Raw genomic sequence first — 21,445 nt, forward strand, 5'->3', positions numbered from 1 at the left:
ATGTAAAGTATATTCCAAACTTATAAATGGCTATGATGTGAAACGTAACAAGTCTAATTAGAGAAATAATTCCCAAATCAATCTCAATGCAATCCCAATTAATAAAACTCCCATCACCCGCTCAAAATAAACCCCAAACTCTAAAAAACGTTTACGTACAATAGGCTGTGCAAACAGCACACTCACCACCATAAACCAAATAGCATTAACCATACACATCCACACTCCATAAAAAACCTGAACTTTCATCGGTGTGGGGGTACTTACAATCGTTGTAAAAATTGCCAGAAAAAAGATGGTGGCTTTCGGGTTTAATGCATTAGTTAAGAAACCCATCGTAAAAGCTTTAAACAAACTTGGCGTGTCACTGTCTGTTTGACCATTAATCTCAAGATTTGTATTCGGCTGATTACGTAAACACTGCCATCCCAAATAAATCAAATAAGCTGCTCCCGCTGTTCTGATCAGTGACATGAGCCATTCGCTTTGCTGGATTAAAAAACCGATCCCAACCAAGGTATAAAACACATGTACTGAAATCCCAACACCAATACCAATTGCAGTCAGACATCCAATCAAATAGCCATAGCGCACACTTTGTCGGACCGTAATTACAAAATCTGGTCCCGGTAAAATAACAGCCAAAAAATGAATAAGAGCTAAAGTTAAAAACTCATGTCCATACAACTGCCACATCTATTCAATCTCCTCAGCTACGCTATAACTAACACTTAGTTTTCCTTTCTTAAACTGATAAGATTGAATATCTATAGGGCCAATATCCCCTAATGCTGCGACATGAGTTCCACCACATGGAAATGCAGGAAAATCTCCAAAATTAATTTCACGAAAACCATCAGTATGTTGATGTAGATTGGCGGGAACATTAGCCTGAATATACTTTAAACATTGGTTATGAAGCATTTCAGCATCAAGTTGTTCAACCGTGTCTAGAGGAATAAACTGAACCCTAGCATCATTAGGCCAGTGCTGAGCCTTTGTGGCTTGCCAGCCGAATAAATGCATTACATGGGCAATAAGATGCCCAGCCGAATGTAATCGACTATGATAATGGCGTTTCTTTTCATCCACTTGTGCTAATGCCGCTCCTAACTCAACAGGCTGCGTACAGTAATGAATGATTTCCCCTTGTTCAATCCCAACATGAACAACATCTGCCTCTGCAATTTTTCCCGTATCACTTGGCTGTCCACCACCTTGAGGATGAAATGGTGTTGCTGATAAACGCACTGCAAAACGTCCATCTTCACATGGGTTACACGCCAGAATTTCAATCTCAGCACTTAGTGCACCTTTTAAATACAATGCTTGTGTCATACTTTTTCACACACCCCTTAAGATGAAAAAGATTGTATTGCGATTTCTTAGGCGCGATAATCCAATTAAAATCCAAATAACTTTTGCCTCATGAGCACAAATCAAAGTCTGGTTCTATTAAATGAAATGGCGACTTTCGTTAAGGTTGTCGAATCGGAAAGTTTTTCTGAAACGGCAAGGCAGCTTGGTACCACACCTTCTGCAGTTAGTCGTGCGATTGCCCGTTTAGAACGCGCTTTAGGTACCCGCTTACTCTATCGAACCACGCGAAAGCTTCGTTTGAGTGAAAGTGGCCAACAGGTGTATCAACGCTGTTTAGATATGGTGAATGCGGCTCAAGCTGTTATGGAAAGTTCAGGCCAATTTCATGTCGAACCCGAAGGTGTCATTCGCATGAGCGTTCCAAAAGCTGTGGGTCATTTTATGATTCATCCACATTTACCCGAATTTTTAGAACGCTACCCGAAAATTGATATTCAAATGCTTTTAGAAGATCGCTATGTAGACCTCATTGATGATGGAGTTGACCTAGCACTTCGGATTACAGAGCAACCACCGGGTGGACTGATGGGTAGAAAGCTCATTGATATTGATCACTTGGTTTGTGCTACGCCTGAATATTTGGCAAAGCATGGCAAACCGAAGCACCCTCATGATTTAAAGCAGCATGAATGTATTTACTTGGGTGAACAAGCCAGTGACTCAAAGTGGAAATTTCAGCAAGGAAATAAATCGATAAGTGTGGCTGTGCGTGGCCGTTATGCAGCAAACCATACAGGTGTGCGTTTGAGTGCAGCATTACAGCATTTAGGTGTTGCGAGCTTACCGTATTTTGTAGCCCGTCATGCCCTACAACAAGGGAGCTTAGTTCAGGTTTTGCCCAACTGGGATTTTAAGACCTATTACAGCGGAGGGCTTTGGTTACTCTACCCTCCTACACGGCATGTCCCGCCGAAATTAAGTGTATTAATTCAATATTTGGCAGATAAATTAGCAGCAGAGCCAACGTTATTGAAAATAAAGTAAAAATATTTCTGTAGCTAATTTAGTTAAAATCATCTGCAAATTGTAAAGTAACTCAATAGATTACCACCTAGCAAAATCTATAAAAAATCGGACACCAATGCCCGATTTTTATTAAATGATTTTTAATCTATTGCTTACTTTCTCAGTACATCGCCAATGCTTGAGTCTTTATCAAAAACCGATTTAGCATATGGACAAAGTGGAATTACTTTTACGTCTTTCTCACGAACAAAAGCCACCAAAGCATCAAGTAATTGGCGGCCTACGCCTTGTCCGCGATAATTTTCATTCACATCTGTAGCATCAATAATTAGCATGCTTTCGCCTGCCCATGTATAAGTCATTTCGCCTGCAACGGTTTCACCATCAAGTAAGCTAAAGCTGCCGTGTTTTGTATCATCTTTTTGTTGAATATTCACAATGAATTCCTCGTATTACGACTCATATTTATTTAAAAATGACTTTGTTTATCTTTGACTATAAGAACAAATTTAAGTGTAAAAAAATAGCCTGTTTTTAGCAGTGAGTCTGTATGCTTTTTAAATACAATTCATGCATAAAACTCATAATTCTATTCGTAATTCTGTGCCTAATCCTTTCAAACTATTGCTGTTAAGCTCTCTGGCCAAATTGATTCATTTCTTACATGAACATTCAAAGGTTTTAAAATCGGAACTTTTATGTCTTCTTTTCGTCAAATTGAGCAGAACTTACAGGAAAACAATACACCCGCATGGGGTGCCGTATTTGTAATGTCACTCTGCTGTTCAGTATTAATTGCTTCGGAGTTCATGCCCGTCAGTTTACTCACGCCAATCTCTACAGATTTAAATATGAGTGAAGGCCAAGTCGGTCAAGCTATTGCCATTTCAGGCATTTTCGCTGTTATTACCAGTCTATCAATTAGCCGTGTTTTTAAAACATGGGACCGACGCCCTATCATGCTGTCGCTTACCCTACTCATGATTGTTTCAGGCATTATCATTACATTTGCTCATTCTGCTGTCTTATTTATGTTGGGCCGTGCAATTTTAGGTGTGGTGATTGGTGGTTTTTGGGCGATGTCGACATCAATTGTTATGCGACTCGTTCCTCCACTTTCAGTACCTAAAGCACTCGGTTTGTTAAATGGCGGAAATGCCTTAGCGACAACCATTGCTGCGCCTTTAGGCAGTTTCCTAGGCTCAATCATTGGTTGGCGTGGTGCTTTTTTCTGTATTGTGCCAATTGCGGTTTTTGCGCTTATTTGGCAATTTAAAAGTATGCCGGCTCTTCCAGCAATCTTGTCAGTTGAGAAATCTAAAAACCCTTTTGGCCTGCTTAAACGTCCCATTGTCCTGTACGGTATGTTAGGTGTTTTATTGCTCTTTATGGGGCAATTCGCACTCTTTACCTATTTACGTCCATTTTTAGAAACTGTCACTCATGTCAATGCAGCCCAACTATCTACCTTATTATTAATATTAGGTGTTACAGGCTTAGTGGGTACGTTCCTTATTAGTTTGATGCTTCACCGACATGTTTATCGTTACCTCATCATCATTCCCTTCATCATGGCAGGCATTGCGGGAGCCTTTGTGCTGGGTGGTCAGCATATATGGTTCGTTGCCATATTGATGGGTTTATGGGGATTTATTGGAACGTCGGTACCTGTTGCTTGGAATACTTGGCTGGCTCAAACATTACATCAAGATGCCGAAGTTGGCGGCGGTTTAATGGTTGCCATTATTCAGTTTGCAATTACTTTGGGAGCAACGCTAGGCGGCGTGTTATATGACACACATGGCTATACCGCGACATTTTATTTGAGCGCTATTATTTTATTGTTAGGGTCTATAACTGCTTTTCTTACATGGCGTAATGCTACTCACGCAACACATCAATAACCAATCTTAATGCAGGTGAAAGTTGTCTGCGATGTGGGTAGTACAAATGGTATCCGGGAAACTGGATACTGTACTCTTCCAAAACTTGAATCAGATTACCCTCTTTTAGATCTTCTCGAATCAAATCTTCTGGAATATAAGCAAGTCCAAATCCAGCTCTAACCGCCTCGACGATATCGTAGCTTTCATTAAATATCCATTGACCCTGAATTTTGATTTTTGTTTCTTGACCATCTTTGACAAATTCCCATGCATAAACACTGCCTTGGGTTGTTAAACGAAAGCCAATACATTGATGACTCAATAAATCTTTCGGTGTTTGTGGAATTCCATATTTTTCAAAATATGCCGGAGTTGCTATGACCACCATTTTGACATCTGGGCTTATACGTACTGCAATCATGCCATCAGCTACGCGGCTTCCGAAACGAACCCCTGCATCAAACCGCTCTGCAACAATATCGACCATTCCACTATTGGCAGTTAGTTCAACTTGTACATCTGGATACTCACCTGCAATCTTTTTAAGTTTTGGAATCAATACTTCCCGTATTGCATGACTACTGGCATTAATCCGAACCGTGCCGGCAGGTTGGTCTCGAAATGAAGTTAATAGAGATAATTCATTATCAATCTGATCGAAGCTGGCACTAATGGTTTGTTTCAACCTTTCACCTGCTGCTGTTGGTGAAACACTACGGGTGGTTCGAGTCAAAAGTAACATGCCTAATCGCTCTTCTAAACCGCGAATGGTATGGCTTAGAGCAGATTGTGAAATTCCCATTTTCCCAGCAGCCTTAGTAAAACTACCCTCGCGAGCCACCATGAGAAAGGCATAAAGATCATTATAGTTTTCTTTATTTATCATCTGCTTTATCTCTTATTCAGGGTCAATCTCATTATAGAGCATAAAACCATTCATGAATATTGCTCATAAGTCCATGTTTGTTTTTTAGACTAATTATTAAAAAGAAGATTCGTTAAAATCCATATCAAGCAGTAAACATGAAGATTTAAATAAACTGAGGCGATTATTATGAGTCATTTTTATTATTGTAAAAAATTAATAAATTCCACTCATATCTTTACGTTAAAGAATAAATAGTTTCATCGCATTTATGTGCTTGTTTCTTAAAGAAGTGAGGTAATTTGATATGGCTAATCATAAGTTTTTTAAAGGCTTAGTCAGCCTATGTGTTTTGTTCTCAGTTACTTCCGCCTCTTATGCAATAAAGCCTCAAGGTAAAAATCAACAAAGGGTATCGATGATGAAAATCCGTATTGATATTGATGGAACACAGCAACCGTTATTTGCCACATTAGCCATGACACCTACTGTTCAAGATTTTATCAAACAGCTTCCACTGACATTAACACTTAAAGATTATGACTCTACTGAAAAAATAGCCGATCTACCCGCCAAGCTAACTACGCAGAATGCGCCTCATGGTTATGCGGGCAAGGCTGGTGATCTTACCTATTATGCTCCGTGGGGCAATCTGGCTTTTTTCTATAAAGATTCTCATGTTGGCTATGCCAATGGTCTCATTTTTCTTGGGAAACTGGATGCCATTCCTCAACAATTTAAGCAGAACCAACCGATCAAAATTTCAATTTCTCAAATGAAATAAGCGTGAATTAATCTCCCCCTTTAAATGGTTTTATTGAGGTATCTATGACTACATCTCCCTTGTTTAAAAAGCTTAAAACCCATACGGCGGCTGCAATTTGTGCAGCAACTATTGGTCTATTTTCTTCAACTTCTGGTATGGCGGCCGATATGTCTAATAGTGCAAATAACTTCTATCAAAGTCAGCAAGTGACTATTCAAAAGGTGACTTTTAAAAATCAATACAATATGGATATTGTCGGCAATCTGGTTATTCCCAAAAAACTGAATAAAAAGGTTAAAGCCCCTGCGATTGTAATTGGTCACCCTATGGGTGCTGTCAAAGAACAAAGCTCTATGCTTTATGCACAAAAACTGGCTGAACAGGGTTTTGTAACCTTAGCAATTGATCAATCATTTTGGGGTGAAAGCTCGGGCCAACCAAGAAATGTGGTTGCACCAGACATTTATGCAGAAGCGTTTAGTGCCGCTGTAGATTATTTGGGAACACAATCCTTTATTGATCGTGAACATATTGGCGCTCTGGGCATTTGTGGAAGTGGAAGTTTTGTCATTAGTGCAGCAAAAATTGATCCGCGTATGAAAGCGATAGCAACTGTCAGCATGTATGATATGGGCGCAGCAAACCGCAATGGCTTACGTCACTCACAAACCCTAGAACAAAGAAAGCAAATTATTGCAGAAGCCGCTGCACAGCGTTATGTTGAATTTAAAGGTGGTGAAACCAAATATACCAGCGGAACTACGCATGAGCTAACAGCAGATACACACCCTATTCAACGTGAATTTTACGACTTTTATCGTACTCCACGTGGAGAATATACGCCTAAAGGCTCATCGAGAGAGCTTACAACTCACCCAACGCTCACAAGTAATGTCAAATTTTTAAACTTCTATCCATTTAACGACATTGAAACGATTTCACCACGTCCGATGTTGTTTATTACAGGTGATCAGGCTCATTCAAAGGAGTTTAGTGAAGAAGCTTATAAACTCACAGGCCAACCTAAAGAACTTTACTACGTTAAAGGTGCTGGACATGTCGATTTATATGATCGCGTCGATCTCATTCCATTTGATAAATTGAACAGTTTCTTTAAACAGAACTTGAAGTAAAAAAAGTGATAGAGGCTCGATGGGGCCTCTATTTTTTAAACTAACTTAATGAAACTCTTGCACCAAACTATTAATGTGCGCCACAGCAGCAGTCCGATTTTCAACGCAAAGTTTTTCAAAAACATGCTCTAAATGCTTGTTTACCGTCCGTGGACTCAGCTCCAAAATTTCTGCAATATCCTTATTGGTTTTCCCTAACAACAACCAGTGCATGACTTCTGCTTCACGCTGAGTCAATTGTGGGCAATATTTCAAAATATCAGCCATTTCCAAAGCTGGCGTAGATGTCTTGATCTGTATGAGATAGTTTTTTGCCACACTTGATTCAGTTTCCCACGGCGTAAGCAATAAAAGCTGTAATTGTTGAGATGGCGTTGAATAAGAACAGCTGGTTAATTTTTTGGGGTCTTTTTCATGCTCTAAGTCTGAAAACCAAGCTTTTAAGCCTGCTTCAAAACCGTCTAATTCAGGTAAATATTGATTCAGTAGATCACTGGCTTTTTGAGTTTTCCACACAATTTTACCGTGAACATCTAGCGCAAGAATAGCTGTTTCCGTTGCATCAATCACCTGTTTTTGTTGCTGCAATAGTTTGGCATGTGCCAAATGTGTTTTTACCCTTGCTAATACTTCTTCAATATTCAGTGGTTTGGTTACATAGTCCACCCCACCGACCTGAAAACCACGCACAATATGCTCTGTCTCAGACAAACCGGTCATAAAAATGACGGGAATAAACTGCGTAATTGGACTCGCTTTAAGCTGTATACAACTTTCAAAACCGTCCATATGTGGCATATTGCCATCAAGCAAAATCATATCCGGTAAGCATCGGTGTGCAATTTCAATGGCACTCAACCCATCGGTTGTGACAAGCACGCGATAACCTGCCTGATCGAGACTTTCATGTAGCAAGCCTAAATTTTCCGGCACATCATCCACAATCAGAATAACAGCCTGCTCGTTTGGCGAAGCTTGCTGAAAAGAAACATGTTGCGTACTCATTGCTTATCCTGAATTAATCGTTGCGCGTGTTTTAAATCAAACTTTTGAATAGCGTGTTCAAGCTGTTCCCATAACTCGTTATGCTCTGGAAAATTTTGACGGCATTGCTTTAAAGTCTGTTGAATTCCACGAATATAACCTTGTCCAATTAAATCATTTAACTGTTGCAAGCTTTGCGGTAAATCAAGCAAATCATGATTTTCTGGTTGTTTGAGTGGCGTATGAACAGCACTTTGCTCTTGCTTAAACACGTTTATATCAAGTGGTTGAACTTCATTATTTTCAAGTAGTGCATCTGATTTGGAATCAATCCATACCAAACCTAATTTGTCCCCAATTTTACTCAGCAATAAATTGAGATCGATTGGTTTTAGCATAAAGTCTTCACTTAAGACTGCATCTTGTGGATTGACTTCACGCTCGCCCGCATTCGCTGAAATAATTAAGATCGGCACATTGGTAATATTATTCTGACGTAATAATCGCGCTGTTTCCCACCCGCCCATTAAAGGCATATTTAAATCCATCAAAATCAGATTAGGCTGGAAAATAGGTACACGTCTTAAACAGTCAATGCCCGACTCGGCTTCTTCAATTATAAATCCTAAAGGTTTTAGAAAATTAGCCACTAAACCTCGGTCTACCGCTTCATTATCGACAACCAAAATTCGTTTTCGCTCGCCTTGATAGCCTGTAATCTGGTTAGAGTAAACATTTGAAATTGGATGTACCAACTCTTTTGAAGGTAAATAAAACTTAATCTTAAATTGTGAACCCTGATTGAGCTGACTAGTCACAGATAACTGCCCACCGAGTAAATCGACCAATAATTTTACAATTGGTAGTCCAAGTCCTGTTCCGGTAAATCCGCCTTGAACCACATTGCTACCTCGTTCAAACGGGTTAAAGATACGCTCTAAATCAGCCTCAGCAATACCACAGCCGGTATCTCTAATTTCAAAATAAGCTGTTTGAAAACGGTACTCGACTTTTAAAGTAATTGTACCACTCGTCGTAAACTTTAAAGCATTGCCCAGTAAATTGATGAGCACTTGCTCTAGGCGTTTTTTGTCAGTACGGACATAGTGCGGTAAGTTCTCTCCAATTTCATAAACAAACTGTAAATTCTTCTGTTCAAACTGTGGCTGAAACATTTGAATAATCTGTTCTATAAAATTTGGAAAATGAACGTCCACTACATTTAAAGAAATTTTACCGGTTTCAATTCGTGCTAAATCTAGTAAACCATCAATGAGTGAAGTCAGATGCTGCCCACTACGGCTAATCACCCCGAGCGCCATTTTGCCTTGTTCTGAAAGCTGCTCTTGTTTTTGAAGCAATTGGCTATAGCCCAAAATACTATTTAAAGGGGTTCTTAGTTCGTGGCTAATACCAATGACATAACGGCTTTTTGCGTCATTTGCCCGCTCTGCTGAAATTCTGGCATCTTGCAGGTCTTTTGAGGTGACTTCATGAGCAGCAATTTCATCAAACAATAAAGCCGTTTGTTGATGCGTCTCAATTTCGGCATTACGACGGCTTTCATCGTTTAATACGAGCCACCAAGCAGCAACGCTCATCAATAAAAATAAAATGGTGTAAATTTTAACAAATAGCGTAAATAGCTGAGGAACGGCTGCCGCATTAATGGTTTCTAAATAGGTTTTTTCTTGGATATAAACCAGACTCAAACTCACAGCCAAAACAATAGACAGCCCCAGAGTCAGTAATAAATATAAACTGACCCTGCTATTTAAACGGCTGGCCCAACGTTCTGGTAAATAGTGCCAAATGGCTTTTTTGAGTTGTACTGACCAACGTGCATCAGGTTTACATAAATCGTGACAGCGTGCTTCAAGTGAACAGCATAGAGAGCAAATCGTACCATTATAGGCTGGACAGCCTGCCATATCGGCAAGTTCATAGTCCCGTTCACATACCACACAGTTAGCAACCGAAGTCGCCTGAATTTTTTCAGGCTGACGTGCAATGTAATATTTGCCTTTAGTTAGGTAAGCAATAATAGGAACGCATAACACCGCACTCCCCAAAGCAATGAAACTCGCCAATCCTTTTGCCATGAGTCCAAAAAAGCCCAAATAACTGAGCATCGATAACACTGAAGCAATCAGTAAAGCACCCACACCTACGGGGTTAATGTCATATAAATAAGCACGGCGAAATTCAATTCCCTTTGGGCTTAAACCTAAAGGTTTACAGATAATTAAATCGGCAACAACGGCACCAATCCATGCCAAAGCGATATTGCTATATAGCCCCAAAATACGTTCAACCGCATGGCTAATCCCCATTTCCATCAAAACAATGGCGATAAAAACGTTAAAAAGAAGCCAGACAATTCGCCCCGGATGGCTATGAGTTAAACGAGCAAAAAAGTTTGACCATGCCAATGAGCCAGCGTAGGCATTGGTCATATTAATTTTAATTTGCGCCACGCAAACTAGTGCTAATGTGAGAATTAAAGCAAGTTGAGGATTTGGAATAAATTGTTGATAGGCAACCCAATACAGATAAGTTGGATTGTCTAGTTCAGAGACAGGAATAAACAGCTGAAAAGCCAACACCATCAGCAGCATGCCCATCAATACTTTTAGGAATCCAAAAATAATCCAAGATGGACCACCTAAAAAAACGGCAAAACGCCATGCGGTTCTGTTTTTTTCTTGTTGCGGCAAAAAGCGTAGATAGTCGGCTTGCTCACCAATTTGGATCACAAATGAAAAAATAAGAGTGCACGCCGCACCAAAGTAATACAAATTAAAATCGGTCGAGTTTGAAACCGCCCCAACAAAATGCAGGCTACTACTTAAAATTTGTGGCTGTTTCCAAAGTACAAAAAACCACGGTAATAACAGTAATAAGAGCCAGATTGGTTGTGTGATCGCCTGAACTTTATTAATAAAACCAATGCCTTTGACCACTAAAGGCAAAATTACTAAGGCAGAAATTAAGTAACCAATAACTTGTGGAATGCCTAAAGCTAGCTCAAGTGCCATCGCCATAATTGCGGCTTCAAACGCAAGCAAAATAAAGGTAAAGCTGGCATAAATTAGAGATGTAATGGTCGAGCCAATGTAGCCAAAACCTGCACCACGAGTAAGCAAATCGACGTCTACATTATATTTTGCGGCGTAGTAACTAATCGGCCAACTGGTTAAAAATATGATGGTACATACGACAATTGCTGCCCATACTGCATTGCTAAAGCCATACTGCCAAAGCATGGTCGCCCCAATGGCTTCCATAGCCAAAAAGCTAACGGTCGAAATTGCGGTGTTGGTCACAGTCCAAGGTGACCATTTTCTTACTGAGGTAGGTGCATAGCGGAGCGCATAATCTTCGATACTTTCATCGGCCACCCAAATATTATATTCACGGCGTGTTTTGATCACACGTTGTGGCGCTTGTTGGGGGCGTGAAGAATCTGGCATAACACTCATGTTTTGGATGGGGCTGCATTAAACCCAGCAATCCTTATGCCAAAAGTCATTTATCATGGCGATTTTTTCAAATACGCACATATACGCAAAATAACGTATTTTCAATTTTTCCCAAAAATCACACACTCAAAAACATCAAAAAACAATGATCAATATTTGTGTTGATTGACCGAAAATGATTGGGAGATTGATGTTATGAGTGTATCTGAACATCCAAATCTGGACACTGTGCAAGGTACAGATTCACAAAAAGCAGTGAATGAAACCTTAGAAGATTATACTTTACGTTATGCTCCACACAGCTTTCGGCGCTGGAGTCCCAAAGTTGTCGCTATTACTGCTCTTGGTGGTATTGCCTATCTTGCTGACTTTTCTATTGGCGCCAGTATTGGTATGTCTTACGGAACAACCAATGCTGTTTTCTCCATTTTATTTGCAGCGATTATTATCTTCTTAACAGGCATTCCTTTGGCCTACTACGCAGCGCGCTATAACATCGATCTTGACTTGATTACTCGTGGCGCAGGTTTCGGTTACATCGGTTCGGTTCTTACCAGTATCATTTTCGCCAGTTTCACATTTATTTTCTTTGCCCTTGAAGGTTCAATCATGGCGCAAGGGTTACTACTCGGTTTAGGCATTCCGCTTTGGGCAGGTTATCTCATCTCAACCATTATGGTGATTCCACTCGTCATTTACGGCATGAAAGCCTTGAGTAAATTACAAGTTTGGACCACTCCACTTTGGCTCATTCTGATGATTGGTCCTGTGGCCTACCTGATTTATCAAGAACCAACCTTAGTTAGCCAATTTGCTACTTTTACAGGTAAAGAAGGTTTTGCAACCGTAGACATGGCCGCAATCATGTTAGGTGCTGGTATTTGTTTATCGCTCATCATGCAAATTGGTGAGCAAATTGATTACTTACGTTTCATGCCTGCTAAAACAAAAGAAAATAGCAAAGCATGGTGGGCTGCGGTTATTTCAGCGGGTCCGGGTTGGGTGATTTTAGGCGCAATTAAACAAATTATTGGGGCATTTTTAGGGTTCTATTTACTTACTAAAATACCGGGCGTAAACAGCACTGAACCTGTTCAACAATTTAATGCAGCGTTTCATGACATGCTTCCAGGCTGGGCAGCTTTAACACTTGCAGTGATTTTGGTGGTTATTTCTCAAATTAAAATTAATGTGACCAATGCTTACTCTGGTTCACTTGCATGGACAAGTGCCTACACACGTATTAGCAAACATTATCCGGGACGTATTGTGTTTGTGATGGTGAACTTGGCAATTGCGCTTGCTTTAATGGAAGGCAACATGTTTGCGGTACTGGGTAAAATCTTAGGGTTTTATTCAAACTTTGCGATTGCATGGGTTGTGGTTGTTGCAACAGATATTTCAATCAACAAATATGTTTTAAAACTTTCACCGAAAGAACCAGAATATCGCCGTGACATGCTCTACAACGTAAACCCTGTCGGTATGGTTGCGTTCCTTGTATCAGCAGGCTTATCGATTGCAGCATTCTTCGGCTTACTTGGTAGTTTCTTGGCGCCTTACTCACCGCTTATCGCACTTGTACTTGCTTTTGTCTTAACTCCAGTCATGGGCTTATTAACCAAAGGAAAATACTACATCAAGTCACACGATGACGGTATTAAAGAACCACGTTACGATGCTGAAGGTACACCAGTTGCAACGGTTTACCACTGCCGCGTATGTGAGCAAGGTTACGAGCGCCCAGATATTATGTTCTCTCACAAACATAACGGCACGATCTGTTCTTTATGTAAAACACTCGACGCTTAAATACTCTCGAAACTAAAAAAGAAGCTTTAAAGCTTCTTTTTTATATCTGCTGATTCTTAGCCAATCGGAAATAAACGTTCAGGCACTACATCTTTCATCACAATGGTTGAGATGAGTCGTTGCACACTTGGAATAGCAGATAATTTTTCATCATACAAACGCTGAAAAGCCGGCAAATCTTTAGCGACCACATGTAGTAAATAATCTGGTTCACCAAACAAGCGCTGAGCCTGAATAATTTGCGGGATATCAATTACGGCATTTTCAAACTTCTCGACTGCCTGTTTATCCCCTTCTTTAAGCGTAATAAAAACAATCGCTGAAAATTCAAATCCCACTAAGTTTGGGTCGAGTTCTGCCCGATAGCCTTTGATGGCGCCCGACTCTTCTAAAGCCTTCACTCGTCTGTGACAAGGTGAAATGCTCAAACCTACTTTTTCTGCCAATTCAGTAATAGATAATCGGCCATTTAATTGCAATTCAGCAAGAATCTTTTTATCTGTGCGATCCATTTAGAAAAATTTACCCCAAATGAGTGTGATATGAGCAAACATTTAAAAGCACATTCTAAATACATGAGCATATTATTTTCAACAAGCTCGAATAAATAGGGATTTTTTCTAAACCACGAGCGAAACCTTTGGAAAATAGTTTGCCGAGATAAGCATATGGCTTTTAACATTTTTATTGCATTTTGGAGTGTCTCCATTCTTTTTATTATTACTCCAGGGGCAGACTGGGCCTATGCTATTTCGGCAGGAATTAAGGGCAAAGTCGTCGTACCGGCTGTCGCAGGTATGCTATTTGGGCACTTTATTACGATTTTATTGGTAGCGGCTGGTGTTGGTTTGCTTGTAGCAAATAATCCAACGGCCCTCATGATCCTAACAATTGCAGGTTCTGCTTATTTGTTATGGATGGGAATAAACTTATTACTTACCCCTCCTACTCCGAATGAGTCTAGTTCTGAAAAGGCTCAGTCATGGTTGAGCTGGGCAACTAAAGGCGTTTACGTGAGTGGATTAAACCCGAAAGTTTTTTTGCTCTTTTTAGCCCTGCTTCCTCAGTTTATTGACACTACTGCTTCATGGTCAGTGACAACACAAATTCTTGCCTTTGGTGTTGTTCACATGATTAGCTGCGCGATAATTTACTTAATGGTGGGTTATGGTTCAGAGGCTATTTTGAAAACCAGACCACAAGCAGCACAGTTAGTCGGCCGTTTTTCAGGTGGCTTGATGGTTGTTATCGCAACATGTTTATTGATTGGGCAAATTTAAAAGTCATTCAACAAAAGTTACTGGCCTCCATTTCAGGTCAGTAACTTAAATAGTAAAATATAAGAAAAATTTATCTCATTCGTTTGAGGTTATAAGTCACCACTCCCCAAATCACCAGTTCTTGCCCCTCTTCAATATAAATATTTTGATAATCAGGATTTTCCGCTTTTAGCCAAACTTTAGGTGGTTGAAATTGACTATCAATCATTAAGCGCTTAACAGTAAAATCATTGTCGATGAGTGCAATCACAATATCACCCGATTTAGCGGGAATACTACGGTCCACAATAAGCGGATCATTAATATCAATTCCAGCGTCTAGCATGGATAAAGAATTGGCTTTGACAATGAAGGTAGCATTTTCATTTCTAATTAAATATTCATTTAAATCGAGTGCTTGCTCAATATCATCTTGTGCAGGCGAAGGAAAACCTGCCGCAACACGTTCTGTTGCCAAAGGAATGTGGTAAATTTTATCGTTATTCGGGTGGACCTGTTGAACATTAAGTTTTGAGTTAAAGTCGGTTAAATTATTGGTTTTGACATTATTCAGTAACCAATTTTTGATAAAGTTAACTTGAGACTCGGGAACACGAATGACTTTGGTGGGTTCATTGAACTGTGCTTTACGTCCGGCATTTTCTCGTACACCGCCATGCTCGAACTCTTTCTTCTTTGGCATATTGCCTCCCTTTTCACTGTTCAAATCCTACACAAACAATGTAACTTGAAAAAGTTACATTTTCAAGTTGACGAAATATTTTTTTTGCATAACAATAAATCTCATGATCAGATTTTAATCCATTTTGCTTTTAACAGGGATGTTTTGAGCGAAATGGCAATTTGAAGAAAATCAAAACCTATTTTGAAATAGTCTTTATCGCTGACTGTTTTTGATTTTTATCAAATGAGATTCTGAACACTTAACATTCTGGTTAAATTCAGTTTTTGGTATGGAGACATGCGAAATGAAAAATCAACGTGATGCGGTTTTAGGTTATGCAAATGAGCAACATGCTTATTATATCCGCCTCATTGAAAATGATGCGGTTTTAGGTGAAAGCTATGGATTATTCTGTGAAAATCCAGATAGTGAAGCAGCCGAAAGTATTATGACGACACTATTTTTAAAAAAATCTTTTTGGTTAAACGGTTCTGAGTACATTGATATTGTAAAAGGACTACAACTGCTCCCACAGTAAAGTAAATAAATTTAAAAAAGAAGGAGGCAAAAGCCTCCTTCTTTTTTTAAAACATTATGCTTAAGACGTAAAACGTCCAGAAGCATCACGTTTTTGATTACGAGAGTTTTGACCACGACCATCATAATCATCGTCATCACGGCTGCGACCTCGGCCTCGACCACCTGAGCGGCCACCGCGATCGTCATCATCATCGTCATCACGACTGCGGCTACGGCCTCGACCACCTGAACGGCTGCCGCGATCGTCATCATCATCGTCATCACGACTGCGGCTATGGCCTCGACCACCTGAATGGCTGCCGCGATCGTCATCATCATCGTCGTCACGACTGCGGCTACGGCCTCGACCACCTGAACGGCTGCCGCGCTCGTCATCATCATCGTCGTCACGACTGCGGCTACGGCCTCGACCACCTGAACGGCTGCCGCGATCGTCATCATCATCGTCATCACGACTGCGGCCTCGGCCTCGACCACCTGAGCGGCTACCGCGATCGTCATCATCATCGTCATCACGACTGCGGCCACGGCCTCGACCACCTGAGCGGCTACCGCGATCGTCATCATCATCGTCGTCACGGCTGCGACCGCGTCCTCGGCCACCTGAACGGCTGCCACGATCGTCATCATCGTCGTCATCACGACTGCGGCCACGGCCTCGGCCACCAGAACGGCTACCGCGATCTTCATCATCATCGTCATCACGACTGCGGCCACGGCCTCGACCACCTGAACGGCTACCGCGATCGTCATCATCATCGTCGTCACGGCTGCGACCGCGTCCTCGGCCACCTGAACGGCCACGATCGTCATCATCGTCGTCATCACGGCTACGACCTCGACCTCGTCCGCTAGAACGGCTACCGCGATCGTCATCATCATCGTCGTCACGGCTGCGGCCACGGCCTCGGCCACCTGAACGGCCGCGATCGTCATCATCATCGTCATCATCACGGCTGCGACCTCGGCCTCGGCCACCTGAACGGCTACCGCGATCGTCATCATCATCGTCATCACGGCTACGACCGCGACCTCGACCACCTGAACGGCTACCGCGATCATCATCATCATCATCATCGTCATCACGACTGCGGCCACGGCCTCGGCCACCTGAACGGCTACCGCGATCGTCATCATCGTCGTCATCATCACGGCTACGACCTCGGCCTCGACCACCTGAGCGGCTACCGCGATTGTCATCATCATCGTCATCACGGCTGCGGCCACGTCCTCGGCCACCTGAACGGCTACCGCGATCATCGTCATCGTCGTCATCATCGCGACTACGACCGCGACCACCATTTCTATGGCTTAAGGCACCCGCTTCACGAGCTTCCTCAGATGTAAATTCATGTGCATTACCGCTAGCATGCGCTGCTCGGCCAGCTTCACGAGCTTCTTCAGAGGTAAATTCATGCGCATTACCACTGGCATGGGCTGCTCGCCCACCTTTGCTGGCTATTTCTCTGACTCTTTCAGGATCCATACTTGCAAATCCACGATTTGAAGTACCTGTACTATTGTTATCATCATCTTCATATCTAGTATTAGCCATAGTTATATCTTCCTATATTTAATTATAGTCACTACCGCTTTTGATTAACGGATTTAATTAAGATAGAAGATCTATAATATTTTCCTACCGATGCTGTGTATCAATCAATTTAAATGTATATAAAATGAAAGAGTAAAAATTTTATAACTTCATTATTTAAATAAGAATTTATACATTTTACTTTTCTTCATATTTTACTCTTTAAATAATTAGATCACTTATTATTACTTAACTGAACATTACAATATATTTTTACAAACAGATTTAAAATATTTATACAAACAACAAAACAACCCATCTATAAACAAAAAGTAAAATAATGAAACATACCTAATTAAATAAACACAGATGAAAACACTTATTTTCAATAAAAAACAATAATATATATCATTACATTTTTAAATTAAATTTACTTGAGAGATTAATATTAATATTTAAAACTGATTTTATTAAGACAATTTGAGTAGTTTAGCCATGCAATTAAAAGATCAAGAGTCAACACTACAATACATCCATATTTCTATTCCCGAAATTCTATTAGGTCATATTAAATCTAAGAATTCATGGCAAAATTATGATCAAGAATGGAGTTATAGATTAGATCCCCCACATGCAAGCCATCCCTTCCAAAGAGACTTATACATTATTAAATCAAAAGATATGAAACAAGAAGATATAAAATTATTGCTTGATAATATTATTATTAAAAATAATAAAGAGACACAAAATATTGAAGGTGCTAAAAAAATTATTAAAGAAATTTTAGACTTATCCAATAATATACCTATTGAAAATTGGCTAGAAGATACAGGCAATAGATCTATTATTAAAAGTATGATTGATAAGAACAAAATCAAATTAATGGATATTATTTAACTTTTAAATATAAAATATTTTTTTACATCCTTATAAATAAAATAACAAAGGCAACTTATTAAAAAATTCATTTTACTCATATTTACGTAGTAACAGCGCACTATTTATAAATTAGATATTTAACTGAGGTATTTGACGTATGGAAAACTCAACAAATCAGTATCCAACATCCGCACCTGCACAAGTTCAATCTCATCAACCAGGCGATCAGGAAAAAATGCATCCTGAACCTGAAATTATAAAAAGTTCTCATAAAGGTAGCGATAAGTTAAAAGATAAAGTTGCCGTTATTAGTGGTGGCGATAGTGGTATAGGTCGTTCTGTCGCAGTATTGTTTGCCCGGGAAGGTGCCGATATTGCAATCCTTTATCTTGAAGAAGACGAGGATGCCGAAATCACTAAACAACTCGTTGAAAGAGAAGGACAACATTGTCTTTTATTAAAAGGTGATATTTCTGACCCAGATGTTGCAAAACTCGATATTGATAAAGTTCTACAACAGTACGGCAAAATTAATATTTTAGTGAATAATGCCGGTGTGCAATATCAACAAAAGGAAATTGAAAGTATTAGTAATGAGCAGTTAGAAAAGACATTTAAAACTAATATCTTTCCAATGTTTTATCTTACTAAAGAAGCTATTCCTTATATGGAAGAAGGCGACAGTATTATTAACACGACCAGTATTACCAGCTATCAAGGTCATGATGAGCTGATCGATTACGCAAGTACTAAAGGTGCTATTACTACTTTTACGCGCAGCTTATCGAACAATTTAATGAAACAGAAAAAAGGTATACGCGTAAATGGTGTAGCACCCGGCCCTATCTGGACACCTTTAATTCCAAGTAGTTTTGATGCAGAAACCGTTGCAGAATTTGGTAAAGATACGCCAATGGGAAGAATGGGACAACCAAGTGAAGTTGCGCCTGCTTATCTTTTCCTTGCCTCAGATGATGCAAGTTATATTACAGGTCAGGTGATTCATGTAAACGGTGGTCAAATCGTTAATGGCTAATCATTAAGATATAAAAAAGCCCTGAAAGTTAAAGCTTTCAGGGCTTTTTTTTTATTTGTTAAGCTGGTACATGAGCAGCTATTTGTTCTCGTGACCAAATACGATGAGCCATAATCAAGTTTTTGAATTTTTCAGCAATTTGCTGGAATTCATTTTCAACTAAGGTACCTTCATCGGCAACTAAACCTAGGGGTTCAAGTAAATCAGATTTATTTCCTAAAAATGCAATTGGTTTTAAATGTTTATAAGCTTCGAGTACATAGTGGCGCGCTACGCCATCTTGCATAACAGCATTTAAGTTATCGCCATCAGGAATGATTACCGCGTCATAAGCAATTGACGGTTCAGCCATTTGCATACCATCAGCCACAATAATGTTGTCTTTATGATCTTTTACTGGAGCCAAGCTCGGCGCTAGTAAATGAACAACCGCACCTTCTTTAATCGCCCAATTTTTAATAGCTTCAAGTGTATCTGACTTCACAAGGTTATGAATAAGTACAGCAACTTTTCGGCCTTGAATATCTTCTGGTGGGAAAGCCAAGAAAGATAATTTAGCCGATTTTTCAACTGCGGTTTTCTTATAATCTAGAGTTAAATCAGGAACTTCAATTCCTAAATTAGCGCCTACTTGTCGAGCTAAGTCGAGATCGATATTTGCCAAAATTTGTTGAACTTGGCGCTCACGGATGTGTTTTCTTTGTACTTTACTTAATTCAAAAGTATAGGCATCGACCACATGCTTTTGCTCATGAGGCGCAAGGCTCTTGTAGTAAAGGCGCGGTTGTGAAAAATGATCGGAAAAGGTTTCACTTCTTTGACGAAGTTTGTGTCCGCTAATCTGTTCAGGATAGCTTTCAAAACCACCATTTGAAGCAGCGGGTGGCGTTTCTGCTGGCCAATCATTATCAATTGAGTTTGGTTGATAGGAAGCCTGCCCTTTGTGAATCGTATGCTGATGGATACCATCACGTTGATTGTTATGGAATGGGCATACTGGTTTATTGATCGGAATTTGATGGAAGTTCGGTCCACCCAAACGACTTAACTGTGTATCGGTGTACGAAAATAGACGTGCTTGTAGAAGTGGATCATTTGTAAAATCAATTCCTGGCACAATGTGTCCTGGACAGAAAGCCACCTGCTCTGTTTCTGCAAAGAAATTATCTACATTTCTATTTAAAACAAATCGGCCAATTGGTGTTACTGGAACCAACTCTTCAGGAATAATTTTCGTTGGATCTAACAAATCGAAGTCAAAGTTCATTTCATCTTCTTCTTCGACAATTTGTACACCCAATTCCCATTCAGGATAAACTCCATTCTCAATCGCTTCATAAAGATCTCGACGATGGAAATCTGGATCTTTACCTGCAAGTTTTTGAGCCTCATCCCACACTAAAGCACTTAAACCTTGTTTAGGGGTCCAGTGGAATTTCACAAAATGAGATTTACCTTGGGCATTAATAAGACGGAATGTATGAACACCAAAGCCTTGAATTGAACGTAGATTACGTGGAATAGCACGGTCTGACATTGCCCAAATGACTGCATGTGCTGACTCAGGCACTAAAGACACAAAATCCCAAAAAGTATCATGGGCAGTTGCCCCTGTTGGCATTTCTGTATCTGGTTCAGGTTTTACAGCATGCACGAAGTCTGGAAATTTAATACCATCTTGTACAAAAAACACTGGTGCATTGTTACCGACTAAATCGAAATTACCTTCTTGGGTATAAAATTTAATCGCAAAACCACGAATATCACGAACGGTGTCGGCAGAACCACGTGGTCCCTGCACTGTTGAGAAACGTACAAAAATTGGTGTTTGAATGCTTGGATCTGTTAAAAATCCCGCTTTTGTTAAGCGCTCATTTCCTTCATACGCTTGAAAGTAACCGTGTGCACCTACACCACGCGCATGTACGATACGCTCAGGAATACGTTCATGGTCAAAATGGGTAATTTTCTCTCTTAAAATAAAGTCTTCTAATAGCGTCGAACCACGAATACCCGCTCTTAAGCTATTCTCATTATCCGCTATTTTAACACCTTGGTTTGTAGTTAATGCTTCATTGGTTGCATCGTCTCTGACTGAGTCTAATTGTTCAGTTTTTTGGGTAGTATTGGCTTTATTTGCAGCGTCAGCACCAGCCATTTCACTTGTTTTATTTGTTGATTTAACATTATCAGTCATGTTCATTACCTATGTTTTTAAAGTTAAACGTGGGGTGAATT

19 protein-coding genes are annotated in these 21,445 nt (G+C 40.1%); 9 read left to right on the forward strand and 10 right to left on the reverse strand.

Features of this window, described 5'->3' with window-relative positions:
- Window positions 1-57: 57 nt before the first annotated feature.
- The gene (locus tag ACT53H_RS13695) at window positions 58-696 is read right to left on the reverse strand and encodes a LysE family translocator (protein ID WP_174758939.1); all 639 of its coding nucleotides are present in this window, start codon (window positions 694-696) and stop codon (window positions 58-60) included.
- Window positions 697-1,338 carry an alanyl-tRNA editing protein gene (locus tag ACT53H_RS13700; RefSeq protein ID WP_476009417.1) on the reverse strand — a complete coding sequence of 214 codons (642 nt, stop codon included), beginning with the start codon at window positions 1,336-1,338 and terminating at the stop codon, window positions 697-699.
- Window positions 1,339-1,428: 90 nt separating this feature from the next.
- Here ACT53H_RS13700 and ACT53H_RS13705 point away from each other — a divergent pair, with 90 nt between their 5' ends.
- Window positions 1,429-2,364 carry a LysR family transcriptional regulator gene (locus ACT53H_RS13705; protein ID WP_174758937.1) on the forward strand — a complete coding sequence of 312 codons (936 nt, stop codon included), beginning with the start codon at window positions 1,429-1,431 and terminating at the stop codon, window positions 2,362-2,364.
- A gap of 134 nt (window positions 2,365-2,498) precedes the next feature.
- Here the strand turns inward: ACT53H_RS13705 and ACT53H_RS13710 are convergent, their stop codons facing one another.
- On the reverse strand, window positions 2,499-2,783 hold the full coding sequence (locus ACT53H_RS13710; protein WP_174758936.1) for a GNAT family N-acetyltransferase: 285 nt from the start codon (window positions 2,781-2,783) through the stop codon (window positions 2,499-2,501).
- A 261-nt stretch (window positions 2,784-3,044) separates the two neighbouring features.
- On the opposite strand from ACT53H_RS13710, the gene ACT53H_RS13715 reads away from it, so the two are divergent.
- Window positions 3,045-4,250, forward strand: coding sequence for an MFS transporter (locus tag ACT53H_RS13715; protein ID WP_174759876.1), 1,206 nt, complete (start codon window positions 3,045-3,047; stop codon window positions 4,248-4,250).
- Here the strand turns inward: ACT53H_RS13715 and ACT53H_RS13720 are convergent.
- Window positions 4,228-5,118, reverse strand: coding sequence for a LysR family transcriptional regulator (locus ACT53H_RS13720; protein ID WP_174738749.1), 891 nt, complete (start codon window positions 5,116-5,118; stop codon window positions 4,228-4,230). The two genes, ACT53H_RS13715 and ACT53H_RS13720, sit on opposite strands and share 23 nt — an antisense overlap.
- 286 nt (window positions 5,119-5,404) lie before the next feature.
- Here ACT53H_RS13720 and ACT53H_RS13725 point away from each other — a divergent pair, with 286 nt between their 5' ends.
- Both ACT53H_RS13725 and ACT53H_RS13730 read left to right on the forward strand, forming a co-directional pair.
- Window positions 5,405-5,881, forward strand: a complete 477-nt coding sequence (locus ACT53H_RS13725) for a cyclophilin-like fold protein (RefSeq protein ID WP_174727050.1) — start codon at window positions 5,405-5,407, stop codon at window positions 5,879-5,881.
- 44 nt (window positions 5,882-5,925) lie between these two features.
- Entirely contained in the window at window positions 5,926-6,996 is a 1,071-nt protein-coding gene (locus ACT53H_RS13730) for an alpha/beta hydrolase (protein ID WP_174759816.1), read from the forward strand.
- A 45-nt stretch (window positions 6,997-7,041) separates the two neighbouring features.
- Here the strand turns inward: ACT53H_RS13730 and ACT53H_RS13735 are convergent, their stop codons facing one another.
- Window positions 7,042-8,001: a response regulator transcription factor gene (locus ACT53H_RS13735; RefSeq protein ID WP_238611085.1), complete on the reverse strand. Its 960-nt coding sequence runs from the start codon at window positions 7,999-8,001 to the stop codon at window positions 7,042-7,044.
- The gene (locus ACT53H_RS13740) at window positions 7,998-11,462 is read right to left on the reverse strand and encodes an ATP-binding protein (RefSeq protein WP_174759053.1); all 3,465 of its coding nucleotides are present in this window, start codon (window positions 11,460-11,462) and stop codon (window positions 7,998-8,000) included. Before ACT53H_RS13740 ends, ACT53H_RS13735 begins: the two co-directional genes overlap by 4 nt.
- Window positions 11,463-11,657: 195 nt before the next feature.
- Here ACT53H_RS13740 and ACT53H_RS13745 point away from each other — a divergent pair, with 195 nt between their 5' ends.
- Complete coding sequence (locus ACT53H_RS13745; RefSeq protein WP_174727038.1) at window positions 11,658-13,274, forward strand: purine-cytosine permease family protein; 1,617 nt, start codon at window positions 11,658-11,660, stop codon at window positions 13,272-13,274.
- 56 nt (window positions 13,275-13,330) lie between these two features.
- On the opposite strand, the gene ACT53H_RS13750 is transcribed toward ACT53H_RS13745, so the two are convergent.
- Window positions 13,331-13,786, reverse strand: a complete 456-nt coding sequence (locus tag ACT53H_RS13750; protein WP_000376211.1) for an Lrp/AsnC family transcriptional regulator — start codon at window positions 13,784-13,786, stop codon at window positions 13,331-13,333.
- A gap of 156 nt (window positions 13,787-13,942) precedes the next feature.
- Between ACT53H_RS13750 and ACT53H_RS13755 the strand changes: the two genes are divergently transcribed.
- Window positions 13,943-14,554: a LysE family translocator gene (locus ACT53H_RS13755; RefSeq protein WP_174727035.1), complete on the forward strand. Its 612-nt coding sequence runs from the start codon at window positions 13,943-13,945 to the stop codon at window positions 14,552-14,554.
- 70 nt (window positions 14,555-14,624) lie between these two features.
- Here ACT53H_RS13755 and ACT53H_RS13760 read toward each other — a convergent pair whose 3' ends face one another.
- A complete protein-coding gene (locus ACT53H_RS13760; RefSeq protein WP_005304277.1) occupies window positions 14,625-15,236 on the reverse strand; it encodes a LexA family protein in 612 nt (203 codons plus the stop codon).
- Between the two features lie 286 nt (window positions 15,237-15,522).
- On the opposite strand from ACT53H_RS13760, the gene ACT53H_RS13765 reads away from it, so the two are divergent.
- Complete coding sequence (locus ACT53H_RS13765) at window positions 15,523-15,756, forward strand: hypothetical protein (protein ID WP_004793031.1); 234 nt, start codon at window positions 15,523-15,525, stop codon at window positions 15,754-15,756.
- A gap of 60 nt (window positions 15,757-15,816) precedes the next feature.
- On the opposite strand, the gene ACT53H_RS13770 is transcribed toward ACT53H_RS13765, so the two are convergent.
- Window positions 15,817-17,313, reverse strand: a complete 1,497-nt coding sequence (locus ACT53H_RS13770; protein WP_476009418.1) for a KGG domain-containing protein — start codon at window positions 17,311-17,313, stop codon at window positions 15,817-15,819.
- Window positions 17,314-17,787: 474 nt separating this feature from the next.
- Here ACT53H_RS13770 and ACT53H_RS13775 point away from each other — a divergent pair, with 474 nt between their 5' ends.
- Both ACT53H_RS13775 and ACT53H_RS13780 read left to right on the forward strand, forming a co-directional pair.
- Entirely contained in the window at window positions 17,788-18,189 is a 402-nt protein-coding gene (locus ACT53H_RS13775; protein ID WP_476009419.1) for a DUF6367 family protein, read from the forward strand.
- 139 nt (window positions 18,190-18,328) lie between these two features.
- Window positions 18,329-19,207 carry an SDR family oxidoreductase gene (locus ACT53H_RS13780; protein ID WP_476009420.1) on the forward strand — a complete coding sequence of 293 codons (879 nt, stop codon included), beginning with the start codon at window positions 18,329-18,331 and terminating at the stop codon, window positions 19,205-19,207.
- A gap of 58 nt (window positions 19,208-19,265) precedes the next feature.
- Here the strand turns inward: ACT53H_RS13780 and katE are convergent, their stop codons facing one another.
- Window positions 19,266-21,410, reverse strand: coding sequence for a catalase HPII (gene katE / locus ACT53H_RS13785; RefSeq protein WP_476009421.1), 2,145 nt, complete (start codon window positions 21,408-21,410; stop codon window positions 19,266-19,268).
- Window positions 21,411-21,445 lie beyond the last annotated feature (35 nt).

This window comes from Acinetobacter sp. DMC2 (genome assembly GCF_056314305.1).

What these genes read in the sequence shown, in the direction of transcription:
- ACT53H_RS13695 (WP_174758939.1), bottom strand. Translation starts at nt 696, where the DNA reads ATGTGGCAGTTGTATGGACATGAGTTTTTAACTTTAGCTCTTATTCAT.
- ACT53H_RS13700 (WP_476009417.1), bottom strand. Translation starts at nt 1,338, where the DNA reads ATGACACAAGCATTGTATTTAAAAGGTGCACTAAGTGCTGAGATTGAA.
- ACT53H_RS13705 (WP_174758937.1), top strand. Translation starts at nt 1,429, where the DNA reads ATGAGCACAAATCAAAGTCTGGTTCTATTAAATGAAATGGCGACTTTC.
- ACT53H_RS13715 (WP_174759876.1), top strand. Translation starts at nt 3,045, where the DNA reads ATGTCTTCTTTTCGTCAAATTGAGCAGAACTTACAGGAAAACAATACA.
- ACT53H_RS13720 (WP_174738749.1), bottom strand. Translation starts at nt 5,118, where the DNA reads ATGATAAATAAAGAAAACTATAATGATCTTTATGCCTTTCTCATGGTG.
- ACT53H_RS13725 (WP_174727050.1), top strand. Translation starts at nt 5,405, where the DNA reads ATGGCTAATCATAAGTTTTTTAAAGGCTTAGTCAGCCTATGTGTTTTG.
- ACT53H_RS13730 (WP_174759816.1), top strand. Translation starts at nt 5,926, where the DNA reads ATGACTACATCTCCCTTGTTTAAAAAGCTTAAAACCCATACGGCGGCT.
- ACT53H_RS13735 (WP_238611085.1), bottom strand. Translation starts at nt 8,001, where the DNA reads ATGAGTACGCAACATGTTTCTTTTCAGCAAGCTTCGCCAAACGAGCAG.
- ACT53H_RS13740 (WP_174759053.1), bottom strand. Translation starts at nt 11,462, where the DNA reads ATGAGTGTTATGCCAGATTCTTCACGCCCCCAACAAGCGCCACAACGT.
- ACT53H_RS13745 (WP_174727038.1), top strand. Translation starts at nt 11,658, where the DNA reads ATGAGTGTATCTGAACATCCAAATCTGGACACTGTGCAAGGTACAGAT.
- ACT53H_RS13750 (WP_000376211.1), bottom strand. Translation starts at nt 13,786, where the DNA reads ATGGATCGCACAGATAAAAAGATTCTTGCTGAATTGCAATTAAATGGC.
- ACT53H_RS13755 (WP_174727035.1), top strand. Translation starts at nt 13,943, where the DNA reads ATGGCTTTTAACATTTTTATTGCATTTTGGAGTGTCTCCATTCTTTTT.
- ACT53H_RS13760 (WP_005304277.1), bottom strand. Translation starts at nt 15,236, where the DNA reads ATGCCAAAGAAGAAAGAGTTCGAGCATGGCGGTGTACGAGAAAATGCC.
- ACT53H_RS13765 (WP_004793031.1), top strand. Translation starts at nt 15,523, where the DNA reads ATGAAAAATCAACGTGATGCGGTTTTAGGTTATGCAAATGAGCAACAT.
- ACT53H_RS13770 (WP_476009418.1), bottom strand. Translation starts at nt 17,313, where the DNA reads ATGGCTAATACTAGATATGAAGATGATGATAACAATAGTACAGGTACT.
- ACT53H_RS13775 (WP_476009419.1), top strand. Translation starts at nt 17,788, where the DNA reads ATGCAATTAAAAGATCAAGAGTCAACACTACAATACATCCATATTTCT.
- ACT53H_RS13780 (WP_476009420.1), top strand. Translation starts at nt 18,329, where the DNA reads ATGGAAAACTCAACAAATCAGTATCCAACATCCGCACCTGCACAAGTT.
- katE (WP_476009421.1), bottom strand. Translation starts at nt 21,410, where the DNA reads ATGAACATGACTGATAATGTTAAATCAACAAATAAAACAAGTGAAATG.